Genomic DNA, 18,207 nt, shown 5'->3' with positions numbered 1-18,207 from the left:
CTTTTTTTCATTCGATATCAACCCAATAAATCCCAAGCAAACTTTCCAATGGTCAGGCACAGCAGCAACATAAATCCGTAACGCAGCAGCTTGGTTCCGCCGCGCATTGCCAAGCGCGCGCCGACCACGCCGCCGCATAAATTCGCCACGGCCAACGGTATCGCCCATGCCCACACAACATGGTCTTGCGGGATAAAAAACGTCAGCGCAGCAAGATTGGTGGTCGAATTGATGACCTTTGCCGAAGCGTTCGCCGCTAAAAAATCGTAGCCGTAAAAGCGGACGAACACGAAAGCCAGCAGGCTGCCCGTTCCCGGCCCGAACACACCGTCGTAAAACCCGATTAACGCGCCGAAAAACAAGCCCCACAAGGTTTCGCGGCGTGTCAGCTTTTCAGTGCGTACCGTCTGCCCCAAGTCTTTTTTCAAAAAAGTGTACAGACACATAGCAAGCATGATGACCAACATCGCCGGTTTCATGTATTGCACGGGGAAATACACCACCGTTTTCGCGCCCAAATATGAAGCAGCAAACGCCAACGCCGCCGCAGGCAACAGCATTTTCCACGGCACGGGGATTCGGCGCAGATATTGCCCCGTCGCGGTTAACGTGCCGCAACAGGAAGCAAATTTATTGACACCCATCACTGAAGCCACAGGTATAGCGTTTGGCAATAGGTTGAACAATCCGGGAATCTGCAACAGCCCTCCGCCGCCAACGGCCGCATCCATCAGCCCGGCGGCAAAGCCGACCAATACCAGATAATAAAAAAACGAATCTGCAAGCATAATGCCCATCTCAAAAAAGCAAAGCGATTTTGCGCGTGTTTGCCTGTCCTGACAACCTACAAGGCCGTCTGAAAACCATACGTTCAGACGGCCTTTTGTTATTTGGCAATGTTTACAGCTTATTGCTTACGCTTGTCCCACCATGCAAACAAGTTGCCCAAAACCGTTCCCGATACAGAGTGCCAAACGCAGGCAACGGCGGCGGCAACGGCAGACTCGGCATTGCCGGGGAAGAATTTAGCACTCAAACCGGTGGCAAGTCCGGCATTTTGTACGCCAACTTCGATGGCAAGGGTGCGTTTTTTGGCGGTGTTCATGTCGGTCAGCGCACCGCTGTAATAGCCGAGGATGTAGCCGCCGATGTTGTGGGCAGCGATGGCGAGTACCATCACGAAAGCGGATTCAGCAAAGCGGTGTCCGTGAACGGCAGCAACGCCGCCGACAATGCAGGCAAACGCGACAACGGCAACGGCAGGCATAATCGCGCGTACGTCTTCAAACCAATGTTTTTTATGCAGCAAGATATTGGCGGCAGAGCCGATAACGACAGGCAGCAGGGTAACGAGCAACATAAACTTGAACATACCCCAGCCGTCCATTTCGACGGTTTGACCAACAAGATAAGTCATCCACAATGGCGTCATCACAGGAGCGAGGACGGTAGAAACAGTCGTCATGCCAACCGAAAAGGCAACATCGCCTTTAGCCAAAAAACTCATGATATTGGACGAAACACCGCCCGGACAAGTACCGACCAAAACCAAACCCAGCGTCAATCCGGGCGAAAGGTCAAAGGCTTTGGCAATGCCGATGGCGAGCAGCGGCATGATGGTGTATTGGGCGATGGCGCCGATGAAAATGTCGAGCGGACGTTGCGCCAAAATTTGATAATCCTCTTTGCCTAAAGTCATGCCCATACTGAGCATGATAATGCCGAGTACGACAACTTGCGTATCGCCTTTCACCCACGAAAAAGTGGCAGGTTCGATAAAGGCGATGATGGAGGCAAGGACGATAATCAGGGCGGTGAAGCGGGTCATTTGCCGACTGATAGCGGTCAGAAAGTTCATTATTTTTCTCCTGTGTATGTTTTTATCATGACAGTAATTATCATAATTTAACACATGTTAACTCTTGTGTGCAATTACAGTAACGAAACAGGAAATCCGCCATCCAATAATGTTTAAAAACACACCACACCGATTCCACCCAATATCAACACAAAGGCCGTCTGAAACCTTTTCAGACGGCCTTATCCTATCCGTTCATGATCGATTTATTCGATATTTTGAACCTGTTCGCGCATTTGTTCGATCAAGACTTTCAGTTCTACCGATGCTTGCGTACATTCGGCGGCGATGGCTTTGCTGCCCAAGGTATTAGCTTCACGATTCAACTCTTGCATCAAGAAGTCTAAGCGTTTGCCTGCGCTGCCCTTGCCTTCGGTAACAATGCGGCGCACTTCTGCGATATGGGTGCGCAAACGGCTGAATTCTTCATCCACATCAGATTTCTGAATAAACAAAGCAAATTCCTGTTGCAGGCGGTCATTGTCGATGTTGCCGACGGCTTCCGCCAAACGGGCTTTGACTTTATCCATATGCGCTTGCAGCAGGCTTGGGAACAGCTCGTTCAAAGCATCCACAATCTCTTCCATAGCGGTCAGACGTTGCAGCAAATGTTCGCCCAGTTTTTTGCCTTCACGTTTGCGGGCGGCTGTGAACTCTTTCAACGCGTCGGTCAATAAATCTTTAACACCTTTCGCCAAGGCCTCGGAGTCTTCGCTCTGACCTGCCAAAACGCCGGGGAAACGCAAAACGTCGGCCACGCTCAGCTTGCCGAAATTGTGTTCCTTACGCCATTCTTTGTTTAAATGCGCCAGCTGTGCGACCAAATCCTGATTGACTTCCAAAGTCTGTCCACCAGAAGCCGCATCTTGCAGCTGAACACGGCACTCCAATTTACCGCGTGCCACAGCCGCGGCAATCTGTTCGCGTAATGCGCCTTCCAAATAGCGCAGCTCTTCCGGCATACGGAATTGGACATCCAAATAACGATGGTTGACCGCGCGGATTTCCAAATTAATCCGCTTGCCGCCGCATTCGCCTGCGGCATTGGCAAAGCCGGTCATGCTGTGGATTTGAATAGTTCGTCTTGTAGCCATGGTTTTACTCCGTTTCCAAATACGAGTGAAAGTATGGACACTATAACACACCCGACCGACGATTTTCAGACGGCCTTTGGTGCCAAATTCCTCTATAATTCAAGGCAACCTGTTTTTTATTCTCCCCAAAGGACCATCATGAGCGACTACACCCGCACCGGCCGCGCCGCCGACAGCCTGCGCAACATTAAAATCACCCCCAATTTCCTGCCACATGCCGATGGTTCCTGCCTTATCGAGTGCGGCAACACCAAAGTGATTTGCACGGCCTCCATCGACGAAAACGTTCCCCCTTTTCTGCGCGGTAAAGAACAAGGCTGGGTAACGGCCGAATACGGCATGTTGCCGGCTTCCACTGCCTCCCGTATGCGCCGTGAAGCCGCCGCAGGCAAACAGTCCGGCCGCACACAAGAAATCCAACGCCTGATCGGCCGCTCGCTACGCGCTGTCGTCGATATGGAAAAACTCGGCGAACGCCAAATCCTGATTGACTGCGACGTTATCCAAGCTGACGGCGGCACGCGTACCGCTTCCATTACTGGCGCCTACGTTGCCCTGCAAATCGCCGTAGACAAACTCCTTTCAGACGGCCTTATCAGCGAAAACCCCATCCGAGAAGCCGTTGCCGCCGTTTCTGCCGGCGTAGTGGGCGGTGTACCGCTTTTGGACTTGGACTATCCCGAAGATTCAGGCTGCGACAGCGACGTTAACATCATCATGACCGCATCCGGCAAAATCATCGAAATCCAAGGTACGGCCGAAGGCGCACCGTTTAGCATCGAAGAATTGGGCAAACTCATTGCCCTCGCGCATAAAGGCATTGCCGAATTGGTTCAACACCAGCAGGCAGCCCTTTTAGCCCGATAATCAGCAAGGCCGTCTGAAAACTTTCAGACGGCCTTTTTCAACAAAATCCTTTTATGCGCATTTACTCAAAAAAGCGCGTTCCATCCTTGAATTCCATGTAAAAAATAGTAATAATAACCCTTTTTCCAGCAAACCAAGCTGCCCGACAACCCCCACAAGAAAGCACGAAACATGGCGTTAATCGTACATAAATACGGCGGCACATCAGTAGGCTCGCCCGAACGCATCAAAAACGTAGCCAAACGTGTCGCCAAAGCCCGCGCCGAAGGACACGACATCGTAGTCGTCGTATCCGCCATGAGCGGAGAAACCAACCGACTGGTCGCACTGGCGCACGAAATGCAAGAACATCCCGATCCGCGCGAACTCGACGTCGTCCTTGCCACCGGCGAACAAGTGACCATCGGCCTGCTGGCCATGGCCCTGAAAGACATCGGCGTTGACGCCAAGAGCTACACCGGCTGGCAAGTCGCCCTCCAAACCGACACTTCCCACACCAAAGCCCGCATCGAAAACATCGACAACGAGAAAATGCGTGCCGATTTGGCCGCCGGAAAAGTCGTTATCGTAGCCGGTTTCCAAGGCATCAGCAGCGAAGGCAATATCTCAACCCTAGGCCGCGGCGGTTCGGACACCTCCGCCGTTGCCATCGCCGCAGCCCTCAAAGCCGACGAATGCCAAATTTACACCGACGTGGACGGCGTTTACACCACCGACCCGCGTGTCGTACCCGAAGCGCGCCGCATGGACACGGTTACATTTGAAGAAATGATCGAACTGGCCAGCCTCGGTTCAAAAGTTTTACAAATCCGCTCCGTAGAATTCGCCGGAAAATACAAAGTGCGCCTGCGCGTACTCAGCAGCCTGCAAGATGGCGGCAACGGCACCCTGATTACCTTTGAAGAGGACGACAACATGGAAAGAGCAGCCGTAACCGGTATCGCATTCGACAAAAACCAAGCACGCATCAACGTACGCGGCGTACCTGATAAACCCGGCGTTGCCTACCAAATCCTCGGCGCAGTTGCCGATGCCAACATCGAAGTCGACATGATCATCCAAAATGTCGGCAGCGAAGGCACAACCGATTTCTCCTTCACCGTTCCACGCGGTGACTACAAACAAACCATCGAACTGCTGCAACAACGCCAAGACAGCATCGGCGCCGCCTACATCGACGGCGACGACACCGTATGCAAAGTCTCCGCAGTCGGCTTGGGCATGCGTTCACACGTCGGCGTAGCAGCCAAAATCTTCCGCACCCTCGCAGAAGAAGGCATCAACATCCAAATGATTTCAACTTCCGAAATCAAAGTATCCGTCCTGATTGACGAAAAATACATGGAACTGGCCACCCGCGTTCTGCATAAAGCATTCGACTTAGGTAACTAATTCCAGCCTATTAAAAAGACCGTCTGAAACTTTATTGTTTTAGACGGCCTTTTATATTAAAACTTTGCTGTTTCAATACTCAATCCTTCCCTTCTCTCGAAAAATGCTCAATCTCAAATTCGCTCTGACGATAAGCTCGGAAACGGTCTCGGGCTTCGGCTAAATCTTCCAAGCTGTTGCCTACAATTTCAAGGATACGGTTTGGAATGGCCGGGGCTTGGCTCCAAAAATCGGCAGACAGGTTCAAAACCGTGCAATCTTGCGGAATATTCGGCAATGCGTTTCCAAACGCAAGCAATACCGGCGTTTCAGACGGCATGGGGTCGGTAGGCAGCCAGACTTCATGCGGAATAAAGCTTTCGGGAATCTGCTGCCATAAATCAACGTCTAGTTGCTGCACTGCCGCAGAAGAATCCGACCACACCAAAATCTGCCCGCCATCGCGTATGGCGCGCGCAATCAGGCGGCAGGCAAAGGCGGCCGGTTGGGCGACGTGTGTATAAAAAGTGGCTTTAGGCATGGCGTATTCTTTCGTTTGAGCAATAGATTTGCCGTTTTCAGACGGCCTTTTTGGTTTTCAACAATCTCAAGGCATTGCCCAACACCAGCAGCGAGCTGAAACTCATGCCGAGCGCGGCGATCCACGGGGTCACGTAACCAAATACGGCCAGAGGAACGGCAACCAGATTGTATGCGCTCGCCCAAGTCAGGTTTTGGCGGATGATTTGATGGGTGCGGCGTGCCTGTTCCATCATCACGGGCAAAACGTTTAAATCGTCATTGAGCAAAACCACATCGGCACCGTCTCGCGCTACATCGACACTCGTGGCCACGGCGGCCGATACGTCGGCTTGGGCAAGGACGGGGGCATCGTTGATACCGTCGCCGATCATCATGACTTTACGCCCTTGTTTTTGCAGATTTTCTACATAAGCCAGCTTGTCTTCAGGCGTGGCTTCGGCACGATAGGCATCCAAGCCTAGCTCTTGCGCGACTTGGGCTACGGCAGCCTGACGGTCGCCGCTTAAAAGGTGCAGACGGATGCCGTGTTGTTTTAGGTTTTGCAACATTTCAGTGGCGCTGTCTTTGATTTGGTCTTCCAGCAAAAAGGCCGTCTGAAAACCGCTTTGATTGCCCAAGAAAATAATGCCGCCCGTGTGGTCGATATGGGCAAATGTTTCAGGCAGATTACCGGCAATTTCCGAAACAAACGCCGCTTTGCCCAAAGCCCACACTTGGGTTTCGCCATCAAATTCGATTTGCGCGCTGACACCATGTCCGATACGGTTGACCCGTTGCTGCACTTTCACATCAAGCGCGGATACCAGGCCGTCTGAAAGCGTATGGTTCAAAATAGCACGGGCGATGGGGTGTTCGGATTGCCGTTCCAATGCTTGGGCGATAGCAAGGGCTTGGGCTTCGTTCAGACGGCCTGTGCGCAACATACGGTTGACGGAAAGCTGCCCTTTGGTCAGCGTACCGGTTTTGTCGAACACGACGTCGTCAATTTGGGCAAGCGTTTCCAAACTTTGTTTGCCGCTGATGAGAATGCCGTCTTTGGCCAGCGCACCGGTCGAAGCGGCCAGCGCGGTCGGAGTCGCGAGCGACAAGGCACACGGGCAGGTAATGACCAGCAGGGCAACGGTAATCCACAAGGCAGTGTGTGCGTCTGCATACCAAGCCCAGCCGATAAAAACGGGAATCGCAAGCAAAAGTTCGCCAAACACAAAACTGGATGCGTATTTTTCGGCCAACTCGGCGGCACGCGGTTTTTGCGCCAGCGCACGGTCGAGCAGTTTAACGATATGGGACAAACGCGTGTTGCCGCCGGTATGATCGGTGCGGATGATTAAAGGGCTGCTGGTGTTGAGCGTGCCGGCGGTTACTTTTTCAGACGGCCTTTTCACAATGGGCAGGCTTTCGCCGGTCAACATGGCTTCGTTAACTTCACTCTCACCGGACAAAACCGTACCATCCACCGGAATGACTTCGCCGGGTTTCACAACAATCGTATCGCCGATATTGAGGCGGACGACCGCGGCTTCCTCGATGGCATCGCTTTCAGGATAAGACGGCAAACGGTGGCAGAATGCCGGAACCAGTTTGACCAACCGCTCCGCCGCATCGCCTGCTTTGCGTCGGGCAATCTGTTCCATAAAACGCCCGCCCAACAGGAAAAACAGCAACATGGCGATGGATTCAAAATACATGCCCTGCCCTGCGTTGGTAGCCAAGCTGTAAATACCGGCGATAAAGGTCATCACAATGGCAATGGCAATCGGCGTATCCATGCCGACACGGCGGTTTTTCCAGTCGCGCCATGCGCCGCGGTAAAACGGCAACGCGCTGTAAAACACAACGGGCAACACCATCAAAAAGCCGCCCCAATGCAGGATTTCCAAATAAAGCGGCTCGATGTCGCCACCGTAAAAATAAGTCGGCAGGGCAAACATCATCGTCTGCATCATACCCAGACCGGCCACGGCCAATCTGACGATAAACTGTTTGCGTTCCTTCTGCGCCTGCGCTTCGATTTTTTGCGCATCATAAGGCGCGGCGGTATAACCGGTTTGGCGGATTTTCAGCAGAATGTCTGACAATTCGATATGGGCGCTGTCCCATACCACGCGGCAGCGGTGGGTGCTGTAATTCAAATCCACACGTACCACGCCCTTCATACGCAACAACTGTTGTTCAATCAGCCACACACACGCGGCGCAGGTAATGCCGCCCAGCATCAATACCGCCTCGCGCTCATCCCCTGCGCCGACCTCGACAAAATCAGCCTGCACTTCGGGCAAATCATATAGCTTTAATTGCGACAACACTTCCGGCGGCGGCAATTCGGATTTTTCCGCGTCGGCGGTACGCTGTTTGTAATAATTGCCCAAACCTGCATCAATAATGCTCTGCGCTACCGCTTGGCAACCGGCGCAGCAGGTTTCGTGTTCTTCGTCTTCAAAACGAACCGTCAGATGCAGATGTTCCGGGACTTCAAGTCCGCAATGAAAGCAGTTTTTTTGGGGATGTGTGGGAGATGTCATAATGTGTTCGATTTATTTTTCAGACGGCCTGAAACAATCATCTCAGGGTGTTACATTTTAGCAAAAAGCGTTTTTCCGCCTCATTTCATTTACTTTTGAATTAATAGACTGTCGAATTTTATAAAAAACATAGAAAACAAAGTATTGACCGTTTGTCAAATGATGAACGGTAACATATAAATACCGTTTATCTTTAAAAACTTCCAATTATTTTAATGTAAAAATGGAACTTTTTTAAAAATTACAATACATTTTTTATTGACCTCAATCCACTTAAGCAGCATACTTTAGGCATTCCGCGAAGACGGAAATAAAAAAACACACATTTACTTATAAAACTAACTTATTGGGAAACCTCACCATGATTGATCGCCTTATGCCTATCTTTGCCGTTATCGGCATTTTGTCCAGCACCGTATACCTGAGCCTCGCCGCTTGGATGCTTTACGAAAGCGTGTTCAAAAAGAAAAGCCCTCTGTCGGCATAATCCTCGGATTTAAAATTTTACGGTAAGGCCGTCTGAACATTCAGACGGCCTTGTTTCATTCCATACTATCAATCACTTGGCTGTACGGCCAATTCAATCATTGCTTCGCGCAAACCGTCCAAGCCCAAACTTTCTGCAACGGAAACATTCACACCGACGGCATGCCCGGAATTGTCGCGCAAAATGCCTGCTTCACGCATACCCGACGGCAGCAAATCGATTTTGTTGTACACCACCAATTGCGGAATTTCATGCGCGCCGATTTCTTCCAAGACTTCGTTGACATCGTCCATCTGCCGTTCAAAATCGGGATTGGACGCATCGACGACGTGCAGCAGCACATCCGCCATCGCCGTCTCTTCCAAAGTAGCAGAAAACGCCGACACCAGCTTGTGCGGCAAATCACGGACGAAGCCGACGGTATCGGTCAAAATCACGCTCGCCTCGTGCGACAGGAAAAGCCGACGCGCAGTGGTATCCAAAGTGGCGAACAATTGATCTTTCGCCAATACGTCCGCTTTGGTCAGGCGGTTGAACAGGCTGGATTTTCCGGCATTGGTATAGCCGACAATGGCAAAGGTTTTCAGACGGCCGCTCATGCGCGATTTGCGGCGCGTGGCGCGTTGTTTGCGGACATCGGCAAGCTGTTTTTTCAATGCCGTGATTTTTTGTCCGATTAAACGGCGGTCGGTTTCCAACTGGGTTTCACCCGGCCCTTTCAAGCCGATACCGCCCTTCTGACTTTGTAAATGTCCATAACCGCGCACCAGCCGTCCGCTCAAATGGTTCAACTGAGCCAGCTCCACCTGCAACTTACCTTCCTGCGATTGGGCGCGTTTGGCAAAAATCGCCAAAATCAAACCCACTCTGTCGAGGACGCGGCATTGAAGCTCTTTTTCCAGATTACGCTCTTGTGTCGGCGTGAGTTCGTGGTTGAACACGACCAGCCCGACATCATGCTGCTTAACCACTGCCGCCAACTCTTCCGCCTTGCCCGTACCGACAAACAAAGCCGGATGCGGTTTATCGCGACGTGAAGTTTCGATAGAAACCAAATCGCCGCCAGCCGCGTTTACCAATTCTGCCGCTTCGGTCAAGGCCGTCTGAAAGCCGCGCTCGCGCGTTTCGTTTGCGCCGGAATAGTCCGCCGTCAGCATCACGCCGACCAAGAGGACGCGTTCGGGCTTTTCCAAAGATTTATCGACGGAAAACAGATTGCGCTTGCTCAAAAAATTTCCTTTCAGACGGCCTGACGGCTGGGTCAAAGTCCTGATTAACGGTTTTTCAAAATATCGGCAAAATATTCGGCCACTTCTGCCAAACGTCCGCCCTGCTCGGCATAAGGCTGCATGACGGCTACCAGCTGCTCCAATACTTCGCGCGTTTCGGTTTGCGCGTGTTCGCGGTAGAGCCACATATTTTGCATGGTCACCGTGGTCAATGCCTCGCGTACATTCAGCAAGAGCAAGTGTCGGCAAGACTCATAGCCTTGGCGCAAATCGCCGGCCGCATAAGCGGTAACCGACAATTCATAGTCGATGTCCAACTGATAAACATTGCTTTGGACAAAAAGAATATCGTCTTTCGGGAACGGAATGCGTTTCGCCATCAGGCCGATTGCATGGGAAATACGGTATTTCCCTTCCTGACGCAGCATGGTTTGCGCAAGGTAGAGGCACTCGGCGCGTCGCGGGTTGTAATCGTAGCCTGCCAACCAAGTCGCCAAGGCTTCATCGCGTTTGCCCATTAATTTGTAGCACTCGCCCAGCTGTTGGTAAGAAACCGTTACTTCCTCGATCCAACCGCCCAACTCGATGCGTTTTTTAAACCATTCGCTCGCACGCTCGGGCATATCAGAATCCCAATAAGAGCGTGCCGCATAAAAGGCGTAACGCGGTTTCAGGTCTTCATCTTCAGGGCTGTAAAACGCTTTTTCCAAAGAAACGGCGTCAAGCAGGTATTTGTTCGCCATATTGCTGCGTGCGCCGAAACGGCCGCTGAGGACCGTATAGTCGCCATGAAGCGTGGCTTCGCTGGTATCTTGTTTGTCGGTTTCGATAAACTCGTGCAAGACGCCGCGCCAGTAGAATGTACCGTCATTGCGCAACAACAGCGGACGGTAATAAACCACGCCGCCCATGGCATTTCTCATGCGGAGGCGGTAACGGTCGGCGGTCAGCTCGGGCAATTCCAATTTGCCTTCAAAGCGGTCGTCCGCATCAAAAATCAACACGTAATCGGTTTTGTCTTTTGCGTGTTTCAAAGCCTGATTGCGGTTGTATGCAAAATTTTGCCAACCATCATGATGAATCTCGCCTGCGATGCCCTTTGCATCGAAAAAGCGGCGGATCACGCCGGCGGTATCATCGGTCGAACCGGTGTCGCTGATGACATAGTAGTCAAGTTTGATGTGGTCGGTGATGTTGGTCAGTGTTTCTTCGATGATTGCCGCTTCGTTTTTGACAATCATATTCAAGCAGATGGTTTGGGACATTTTCAATAGCCGCATTGGTTTGGAAAGGTATTATTTTACTTTAGCATTTTGTTTTTTGCACACAAAATACTCAGGCCGTCTGAAGATTGCCTTTCAGACGGCCTGAAGTTTATTTTGCCTTATCTTTTTTCCTGACGACGTATCAGATACACCGCCAACAGCGCAAACAAAACCGTCGGCAATGCGCCCGCCAAAAACGGCGGCACGCCGTACAACTGACTGGTAAAGCCGAAGAGCCGTCCGGCAAAGTGGAACAGCAAACCAAGGCAGATACCGCCGAAGAGTTTCAAGCCCATATTGCCGTGGCGCGTGGTTTGCGGGGTAAAGGCGAAGGCAACAAGCGCCATCACCCATGCGGCAACGGGATACACCAGCTTGCGCCACCATGCGATGGCATAAACTTGGGTATTTTGGTTGTTTTTTTCCAGATGGTCGATGTAGGTGGTCAATTCGCCGACAGACATTTGGTCAGGCTTGACGAGCAATACATCCATCAGGTTGCGTTTGACGGAAATCGGCCAGTTTTCTTCGGCGGCAGTAGAAACCTCGACTTTATCTTCGCCCAATATACTGCGGCGGATATTTTTCAGCTGCCAGCTGCCATCGGGATTCAAAACCGCTGATTCGGCTTCTGCCGCTTGGATCAGTTCGTTTTTATCGTTGCGCTGCCAAATTTTGATGCCCAAAAGCGTATGGTCGGGCAACATTTCGCGCACGTTGATAATGCTGTTTTTTTCTTTCAGCCAAAGGCCGGTATTGCCGGTACTGATTTTGCCGTTGATGGCCGCGGCTTTGATGTTTTCGGCTTTTTGGCTCAGCGCGGGGGCGACCCATTCGCCGAGCGCAACGGTGGCAATGGCGAAAATCAAACCGAACTGCGACAGAATCAACAGCAGCTTTTTGGTACTCATGCCGCTGGCTTTGATAACGGTCAGCTCGCTGCCGGAAGCCAGTTGGCTGAGGGAAATCAGGCCGCCGATCAAAACGGCAAGCGGCATCAGTTCATATGCGCGCGCAGGCATCTGCATTAAAACATACTGCCCCAATTTTGCGCCGTTATAGCTGCCCTTTCCAAGATCGCCGACTTCGTTGATGATTTCAAAAAAGCTGTACAAAGCGAGGAAGGCAAGGAGGGCGTAAACCGCCATAACCGCCATTTGACGGATGATGTAACGTGAAATCAGGTTCATTTTCCGCCTTTCAATGTCAGACTTTTGGCAACCGCCTGCCAGAAGGGTTGGCTAGGCATACTGCGCACGCGCAGCAGGACGACGGCAATCACAAACATGATGATGTGCATAGGCAGCAGTCCGAGCCAGAAATGGATTTTGCCGTCTTCCACGGCATTACGCAGGAAGGTCAGCCCGTTTTGGTAAACCAAAAACAAACCGATGGCAATCAGGATATTGTAGGTGTGGCCGCTGCGCGGATTGAAATAGGAAAGCGGCACGGCAAGCAGGCACAACAACAAAACGCTGACGGTCAAGGAAATACGCCACATTAATTCCGCCTGGTGTTGGGGATTGCTGCTGCCAATCAGTTGGGCGGTCGGAATGGTACGGCGGTGTGATACAGGGTCGATGAGTTTGGGCGTGGTGCTGATAATCAGGCTGAGGTGTTGGAAAGAAACGCGGTTGTAATCGGCTTTACCGGGCGTACCGCTGTAACGGTAGCCGTCGCGTAATTCAAGCGTGCGTTTGTTGTCGGTCAGCGAAAAATTGCCCTCTTTGGCAAAAACGATGTTGTCGTTGCCGTTTTTGTCCTGCTCGCGCAGGAACAGGTTTTTCATGATACCTGATTCGGTATCGAAGGTTTCGACAAAATAAACCCTGCCGTTGCGCTTGCCCAAGTTATTGAACTCGCCGGCTTCCACCAAAGACAATTCCTGCTTCTGCTTCAAAATTTCGGCATATTCGCGGCTGCGCAATTCTGCCCACGGCATCACCCAAAGCTGCATGACGGCAATCAAAATGGCAAACGGCACGGCAAACTGCATGACCGGGCGTATCCATTGTTTCAATGCCAATCCGCAAGAAAGCCAGACCGACATCTCGCTGTCGCGCCAGTAGCGGGTCAATACGGTCAACGTACTGATAAATGCGGTCAATACCAGCAAAAGCGGGGTCATTCCGATTACCCAAAAGCCGACCAAGGCCAACACGGCATCGATGGCGACACGCCCGTCGGCTGCGCGGCCAAGCAGGTTAATGGCCTGCGTGGATACCAATACCGCCAAGAGGACGACAAAGATGCCGACGGCGGTAAAGGAAAGTTCTTTAATAAAGTTTCTTTGGTAAATCATAAGATTGAGCGTGGTATACGGTTTATGGGAAGCCTATATTTATTAATAAGGCTTCAGACGGCATGACACAAATGGAGTACAATGATTTTCATCTGTTCGGACGGTTGGTCAACAGGCCGTCTGAACAACCGACAACCGTACTAATCAGGAGAATAAACGTGAAATTTAGCACAAAAGCCGAAACTTTGCAGGCTCAACAGGCAGGTGCGCAATTATTTGTCTGCACCGACGCATCGCAACTGAGTAACCCGACTGCCCTCGCCCTCTTCGCTTCCCTTGAAGAAGGTCAAAATTTCGCCGACACCAAAATCCCGACGAACAACGGTTTGCAAGCCATTGCCGTCGCCCACCTCGCTAAAACCGACCGCGCCGCGTTGAACAAAGCCGCAGCCGAAGCCGCCAAATGGGCGCAAAATCAAGAAATGGTCAATGTGGACGTTCATGCCTTTGAAGAAGCGCAAGCCGCAGCCGTTGCCGAAGCGTTTGCGATTGCGTTCGGCAATGCCGCCTACCGTTTCGACCGCTACAAAAAAGAAGCCAAACCGGCCAAATTTGCAGAAGCCGTGTTCCACAGCGCACACGAAACCGCCGTCAAAGAAGCCCTACGCGTTGCCGAAGCGCAGGTTTACGGACAAAGCCTCTGCCGCGACTTGGGCAATGCCGCACCCAACGAATGCACGCCTGAATTCCTCGCGCGTACCGCCAAAGCCGAAGCCGAAAAATTGGGCGCACACGCCAAAATCATTGAAAAAGACTACATCAAAGAAAACATGGGTTCGTTCTGGTCTGTCGCCAAAGGCAGCGTGGAAGATCCTTATCTGATTGAATTGAGCTACTTCGGCGCGGCCGACAAAGAAGCCGCGCCTGTGGTATTGGTCGGCAAAGGCATTACCTTCGACACCGGCGGCATTTCCCTCAAACCCGGCCTGAACATGGACGAAATGAAGTTCGATATGTGCGGCGCGGCAACCGTCATCAGTACCTTCTGCGCCGCCGTCAAACTGCAACTGCCGATCAACCTGATTGCCATCGTCGCCACTTGTGAAAACATGCCTTCCGGCGCGGCCAACAAACCGGGCGATGTCGTGAAAAGCATGAAAGGCTTGACCATCGAAGTGTTGAACACCGATGCCGAAGGCCGTCTGATTTTGTGTGACGCGCTCACTTACGCCGAACAATTCAAACCCAAAGCCGTTATCGACGTCGCCACCCTGACCGGCGCGTGCATTATCGCCCTGGGTCATGACGTCAGCGGCGTGATGGGCAACAATCAAGATTTGGTCGACAGCCTGCTCGCCGCCTCCCGCAACGTGGACGACAAAGCATGGCAACTGCCGCTCTTTGAGACCTACAAAGACCAACTCAAATCCAACTTTGCCGACATTCCAAACATCGGCACGCCGGGTGCAGGCACGATTACCGCCGCAACATTCCTGTCCTACTTTACCGAAGACTATCCATGGGCACACCTCGACATTGCGGGTACCGCATGGAAATCCGGCGGTGAAAAAGGCGCGACCGGCCGTCCTGTTCCTTTATTGTTGAACTATCTGCGCAATGTGAAATAAATCTTGGGTAAGCCTGCGGGGTTAATCGTTTCAACCCTGCAGGCCGTCTGAAAACGGAATCCGCATTATCTGACTCAACCTGACAAACGGAGAACCACCATGAAACCACTATTTGCCGCATTATCTGTCGCCCTTCTGCTCGGCACATCCATAAGCGCGCAAGCTGCCGAACAAACCGCCCCCACCGACCGCAGCATCCAAGTGTACAAAAAAGCCGACTTAGCAGAATGGAACCGCGAAAACGCAGCCAGAGGTCAAGGCCCCTTGCTCGGCAGCTTTGCCTTCACGCGCCATCAAACCGCCGACCAAGACGCATTCAAAGAAATCGGCTGGCTCACATTACCGCCGGGTGCTTCCATCGGCCAACACAAACATACCGGCAATGAAGACGTTTACATCATCGTATCCGGCAAAGGCCTGTTTACCGACAGTGAAGGCAAACAAACCGAAGTCGGCGCCGGCGACATTACCATCGCCCGCCCCGGCCAGTCCCACGCACTCAAAAATATCGGCAAAAAGCCGTTGGTATTCCTTGATCTGATTGCAGAGACCGCTGGCGCTAAAGCCGCCTAAACCAAGTAATGCTTTCAATGAAAGCAAACCATCTGCCATGACTTTCTGCCTTACCCAAACCAGGCAACAGAGAGATTGTTCCATTTTCATTTAAACCTACATACAAGCTAAAGGCCGTCTGAAAACCACGCTTCGTTTTCAGACGGCCTTTTTTTCTCAAAAATCTTATCATATAAATGATGCAATGTTATATAATAACAGCCTTTCAAAATATGATGAGAAACTAAAATGACACAAACCACACTCAAGCCCATTGTTTTATCTATTCTTTTAATCAGCGCCCCTATTCTCTCCCAAGCGCATGAAACCGAGCAGACGGTGGACTTGGAAACGGTCAACGTCGTCGGCAAAAGCCATCCGCGCGCCACTTCGGGGCTGCTGCACAGTTCGACCGCTTCCGACAAAATCATCGCCGGCGATACTTTGCGGCAAAAAGCCGTCAATCTCGGCGACGCGCTCAACGGCGTGCCGGGCGTCCATGCTTCGCAATACGGCGGCGGCGCGTCCGCGCCTGTGATACGCGGGCAGACGGGCAGACGGATTAAAGTGTTGAACCATCACGGCGAAACGGGTGACATGGCGGATTTCTCGCCCGACCATGCCCTGATGGTGGACACCGCCTTGTCGCAACAAGTCGAAATCCTGCGCGGGCCGGTAACGCTGTTGTACAGCTCGGGCAATGTGGCGGGGCTGGTGGATGTTGCCGACGGAAAAATCCCCGAAAAAATGCCTGAAAACGGCGTATCGGGTGAACTGGGGCTGCGTTTGAGCAGCGGCAATCTGGAAAAACTCACGTCCGGCGGCATCAATGTCGGACTGGGTAAAAACTTCGTGTTGCACACGGAAGGGCTGTACCGCAAATCGGGCGACTACGCTGTACCGCGTTACCACAAGGAAGAAGGTCGTCTGAAACGACTGCCCGACAGCCATGCCGATTCGCAAACGGGCAGCATCGGGCTGTCTTGGGTCGGCGAGAAAGGCTTTATCGGCGCGGCGTACAGCGACCGTCGCGACCGCTACGGCCTGCCTGCGCACAGCCACCTCTACGACGACTGCCACGCCGACATCATCTGGCAGAAAAGTTTGATTAACAAACGCTATTTGCAGCTTTATCCGCACCTGTTGACCGAAGAAGACGTCGATTACGACAATCCGGGCTTAAGCTGCGGCTTCCACGACGACGATAATGCACACGCGCACGCCCACAGCGGCAGACCGTGGATAGACCTGCGCAACAAACGCTACGAAATCCGCGCCGAATGGAAGCAGCCGCTCCCCGGCTTCGAAGCCCTGCGCGTGCATTTGAACCGTAACGACTACCGCCACGACGAAAAAGCGGGCGATGCAGTGGAAAACTTCTTTAAAAACAAAACGCAAAATGCCCGCATCGAATTGCGCCACCTGCCCATAGGTCGTCTGAAAGGCAGTTGGGGCGTGCAATACCTCACCCAACAATCCAGCGCGCTTTCCGCCATTCCCGAAACCGTCCAACAGCCGATGTTGATCGACAACGATGTGCATCATTACAGCTTTTTCGGTGTAGAACAGGCAAATTGGGACAACTTCTCGCTTGAAGGCGGCGTGCGCGTGGAAAAACAAAAAGCATCTATCCAGTACGACAAAGCCTTGATTGATCGGGAAAACTACTACAACCAACCCTTGCCCGACCTCGGCGCGCACCGCCAAACCGCCCGCTCGTTCGCGCTTTCCGGCAACTGGTATTTCACGCCACAACACAAACTCAGCCTGACCGCCTCCCATCAGGAACGCCTGCCGTCAACGCAAGAGCTGTACGCACACGGCAAACACGTTGCCACCAACACCTTTGAAGTCGGCAACAAACACCTCAACAAAGAGCGTTCCAACAACATCGAACTCGCGCTGGGCTACGAAGGCGACCGCTGGCAATACAATCTGGCACTCTACCGCAACCGCTTCGGCAACTACATCTACGCCCAAACCTTAAACGACGGACGCGGCCCCAAATCCATCGAAGACGACAGCGAAATGAAGCTCGTGCGCTACAACCAATCCGGCGCCGACTTCTACGGCGCGGAAGGCGAAATCTTCTTCAAACCCACACCGCGTTACCGCATCGGACTTTCCGGCGACTACGTCAGAGGTCGTCTGAAAAACCTTCCGTCGCTGCCCGGTAGGGAAGACGCCTACGGCAACCGCCCACTCATTGCCCAAGCCGACCAAAACGCCCCGCGCGTTCCAGCCGCGCGACTCGGCTTCCACCTGAATGCCGCGCTGACCGACCGCATCGATGCCCATCTCGACTACTACCGCGTGTTCGCCCAAAACAAACTCGCCCGCTACGAAACGCGCACGCCCGGACACCATATGCTCAACCTCGGCGCAAACTACCGCCGCAATACGCGCTATGGCGAGTGGAATTGGTACATCAAAGCCGACAACCTGCTCAACCAATCCGTTTACGCCCACAGCAGCTTCCTCTCTGATACGCCGCAAATGGGCCGTAGCTTTACCGGCGGTGTGAACGTGAAGTTTTAAAACTAGATAGG

General features: G+C 52.4%; 15 protein-coding genes. 6 read left to right on the top strand and 9 right to left on the bottom strand.

What is annotated here, in order from left to right:
- Positions 1–17: 17 nt before the first annotated feature.
- From HMPREF2872_RS06240 to HMPREF2872_RS06230, 3 genes are all read right to left on the bottom strand, one after another.
- The gene (locus tag HMPREF2872_RS06240) at positions 18–788 is read right to left on the bottom strand and encodes a sulfite exporter TauE/SafE family protein (protein WP_070632228.1); all 771 of its coding nucleotides are present in this window, start codon (positions 786–788) and stop codon (positions 18–20) included.
- A 119-nt stretch (positions 789–907) separates the two neighbouring features.
- On the bottom strand, positions 908–1,858 hold the full coding sequence (locus HMPREF2872_RS06235) for a bile acid:sodium symporter family protein (protein WP_070632131.1): 951 nt from the start codon (positions 1,856–1,858) through the stop codon (positions 908–910).
- 206 nt (positions 1,859–2,064) lie between these two features.
- Positions 2,065–2,919 carry a YicC/YloC family endoribonuclease gene (locus HMPREF2872_RS06230; protein ID WP_036473235.1) on the bottom strand — a complete coding sequence of 285 codons (855 nt, stop codon included), beginning with the start codon at positions 2,917–2,919 and terminating at the stop codon, positions 2,065–2,067.
- Between the two features lie 171 nt (positions 2,920–3,090).
- Between HMPREF2872_RS06230 and rph the strand changes: the two genes are divergently transcribed.
- Both rph and HMPREF2872_RS06220 read left to right on the top strand, forming a co-directional pair.
- Positions 3,091–3,819, top strand: a complete 729-nt coding sequence (gene rph / locus HMPREF2872_RS06225) for a ribonuclease PH (RefSeq protein WP_003686003.1) — start codon at positions 3,091–3,093, stop codon at positions 3,817–3,819.
- Positions 3,820–3,990: 171 nt separating this feature from the next.
- Positions 3,991–5,211, top strand: a complete 1,221-nt coding sequence (locus tag HMPREF2872_RS06220) for an aspartate kinase (RefSeq protein ID WP_070632128.1) — start codon at positions 3,991–3,993, stop codon at positions 5,209–5,211.
- Positions 5,212–5,290: 79 nt separating this feature from the next.
- Here the strand turns inward: HMPREF2872_RS06220 and HMPREF2872_RS06215 are convergent, their stop codons facing one another.
- Together HMPREF2872_RS06215 and HMPREF2872_RS06210 are read right to left on the bottom strand one after the other, a co-directional pair.
- On the bottom strand, positions 5,291–5,731 hold the full coding sequence (locus tag HMPREF2872_RS06215; protein ID WP_070632123.1) for a DNA polymerase III subunit chi: 441 nt from the start codon (positions 5,729–5,731) through the stop codon (positions 5,291–5,293).
- A gap of 37 nt (positions 5,732–5,768) precedes the next feature.
- Positions 5,769–8,255: a heavy metal translocating P-type ATPase gene (locus HMPREF2872_RS06210; protein WP_070632122.1), complete on the bottom strand. Its 2,487-nt coding sequence runs from the start codon at positions 8,253–8,255 to the stop codon at positions 5,769–5,771.
- Positions 8,256–8,616: 361 nt separating this feature from the next.
- Here HMPREF2872_RS06210 and HMPREF2872_RS12035 point away from each other — a divergent pair, with 361 nt between their 5' ends.
- On the top strand, positions 8,617–8,742 hold the full coding sequence (locus tag HMPREF2872_RS12035) for a hypothetical protein (protein ID WP_003678791.1): 126 nt from the start codon (positions 8,617–8,619) through the stop codon (positions 8,740–8,742).
- 68 nt (positions 8,743–8,810) lie between these two features.
- Here the strand turns inward: HMPREF2872_RS12035 and hflX are convergent, their stop codons facing one another.
- The 4 genes from hflX to lptF all read right to left on the bottom strand — a co-directional run bounded on the left by hflX (position 8,811) and on the right by lptF (position 13,538).
- On the bottom strand, positions 8,811–9,971 hold the full coding sequence (gene hflX, locus HMPREF2872_RS06205) for a GTPase HflX (RefSeq protein WP_070632119.1): 1,161 nt from the start codon (positions 9,969–9,971) through the stop codon (positions 8,811–8,813).
- Positions 9,972–10,015: 44 nt separating this feature from the next.
- Positions 10,016–11,236 carry a glycosyltransferase gene (locus HMPREF2872_RS06200; RefSeq protein ID WP_283118999.1) on the bottom strand — a complete coding sequence of 407 codons (1,221 nt, stop codon included), beginning with the start codon at positions 11,234–11,236 and terminating at the stop codon, positions 10,016–10,018.
- A 119-nt stretch (positions 11,237–11,355) separates the two neighbouring features.
- Positions 11,356–12,426 carry an LPS export ABC transporter permease LptG gene (gene lptG / locus HMPREF2872_RS06195; protein WP_070632116.1) on the bottom strand — a complete coding sequence of 357 codons (1,071 nt, stop codon included), beginning with the start codon at positions 12,424–12,426 and terminating at the stop codon, positions 11,356–11,358.
- On the bottom strand, positions 12,423–13,538 hold the full coding sequence (gene lptF, locus HMPREF2872_RS06190; RefSeq protein ID WP_003686055.1) for an LPS export ABC transporter permease LptF: 1,116 nt from the start codon (positions 13,536–13,538) through the stop codon (positions 12,423–12,425). Before lptF ends, lptG begins: the two co-directional genes overlap by 4 nt.
- Before the next feature lie 158 nt (positions 13,539–13,696).
- On the opposite strand from lptF, the gene HMPREF2872_RS06185 reads away from it, so the two are divergent.
- The 3 genes from HMPREF2872_RS06185 to znuD all read left to right on the top strand — a co-directional run bounded on the left by HMPREF2872_RS06185 (position 13,697) and on the right by znuD (position 18,196).
- Positions 13,697–15,106 (top strand): leucyl aminopeptidase, encoded by a 1,410-nt coding sequence (locus tag HMPREF2872_RS06185; protein ID WP_070632111.1) that lies wholly within the window; start codon positions 13,697–13,699, stop codon positions 15,104–15,106.
- Between the two features lie 99 nt (positions 15,107–15,205).
- A complete protein-coding gene (locus HMPREF2872_RS06180) occupies positions 15,206–15,679 on the top strand; it encodes a cupin domain-containing protein (RefSeq protein ID WP_070632108.1) in 474 nt (157 codons plus the stop codon).
- 228 nt (positions 15,680–15,907) lie between these two features.
- Positions 15,908–18,196, top strand: a complete 2,289-nt coding sequence (gene znuD, locus HMPREF2872_RS06175; RefSeq protein ID WP_070632105.1) for a TonB-dependent zinc receptor ZnuD — start codon at positions 15,908–15,910, stop codon at positions 18,194–18,196.
- Positions 18,197–18,207: the final 11 nt, after the last annotated feature.

Origin of the sequence: Neisseria sp. HMSC069H12 (genome assembly GCF_001812735.1) — a bacterium.
Lineage (GTDB): Bacteria > Pseudomonadota > Gammaproteobacteria > Burkholderiales > Neisseriaceae > Neisseria > Neisseria subflava.
This window is presented reverse-complemented; position numbering and strand designations above follow the sequence as displayed.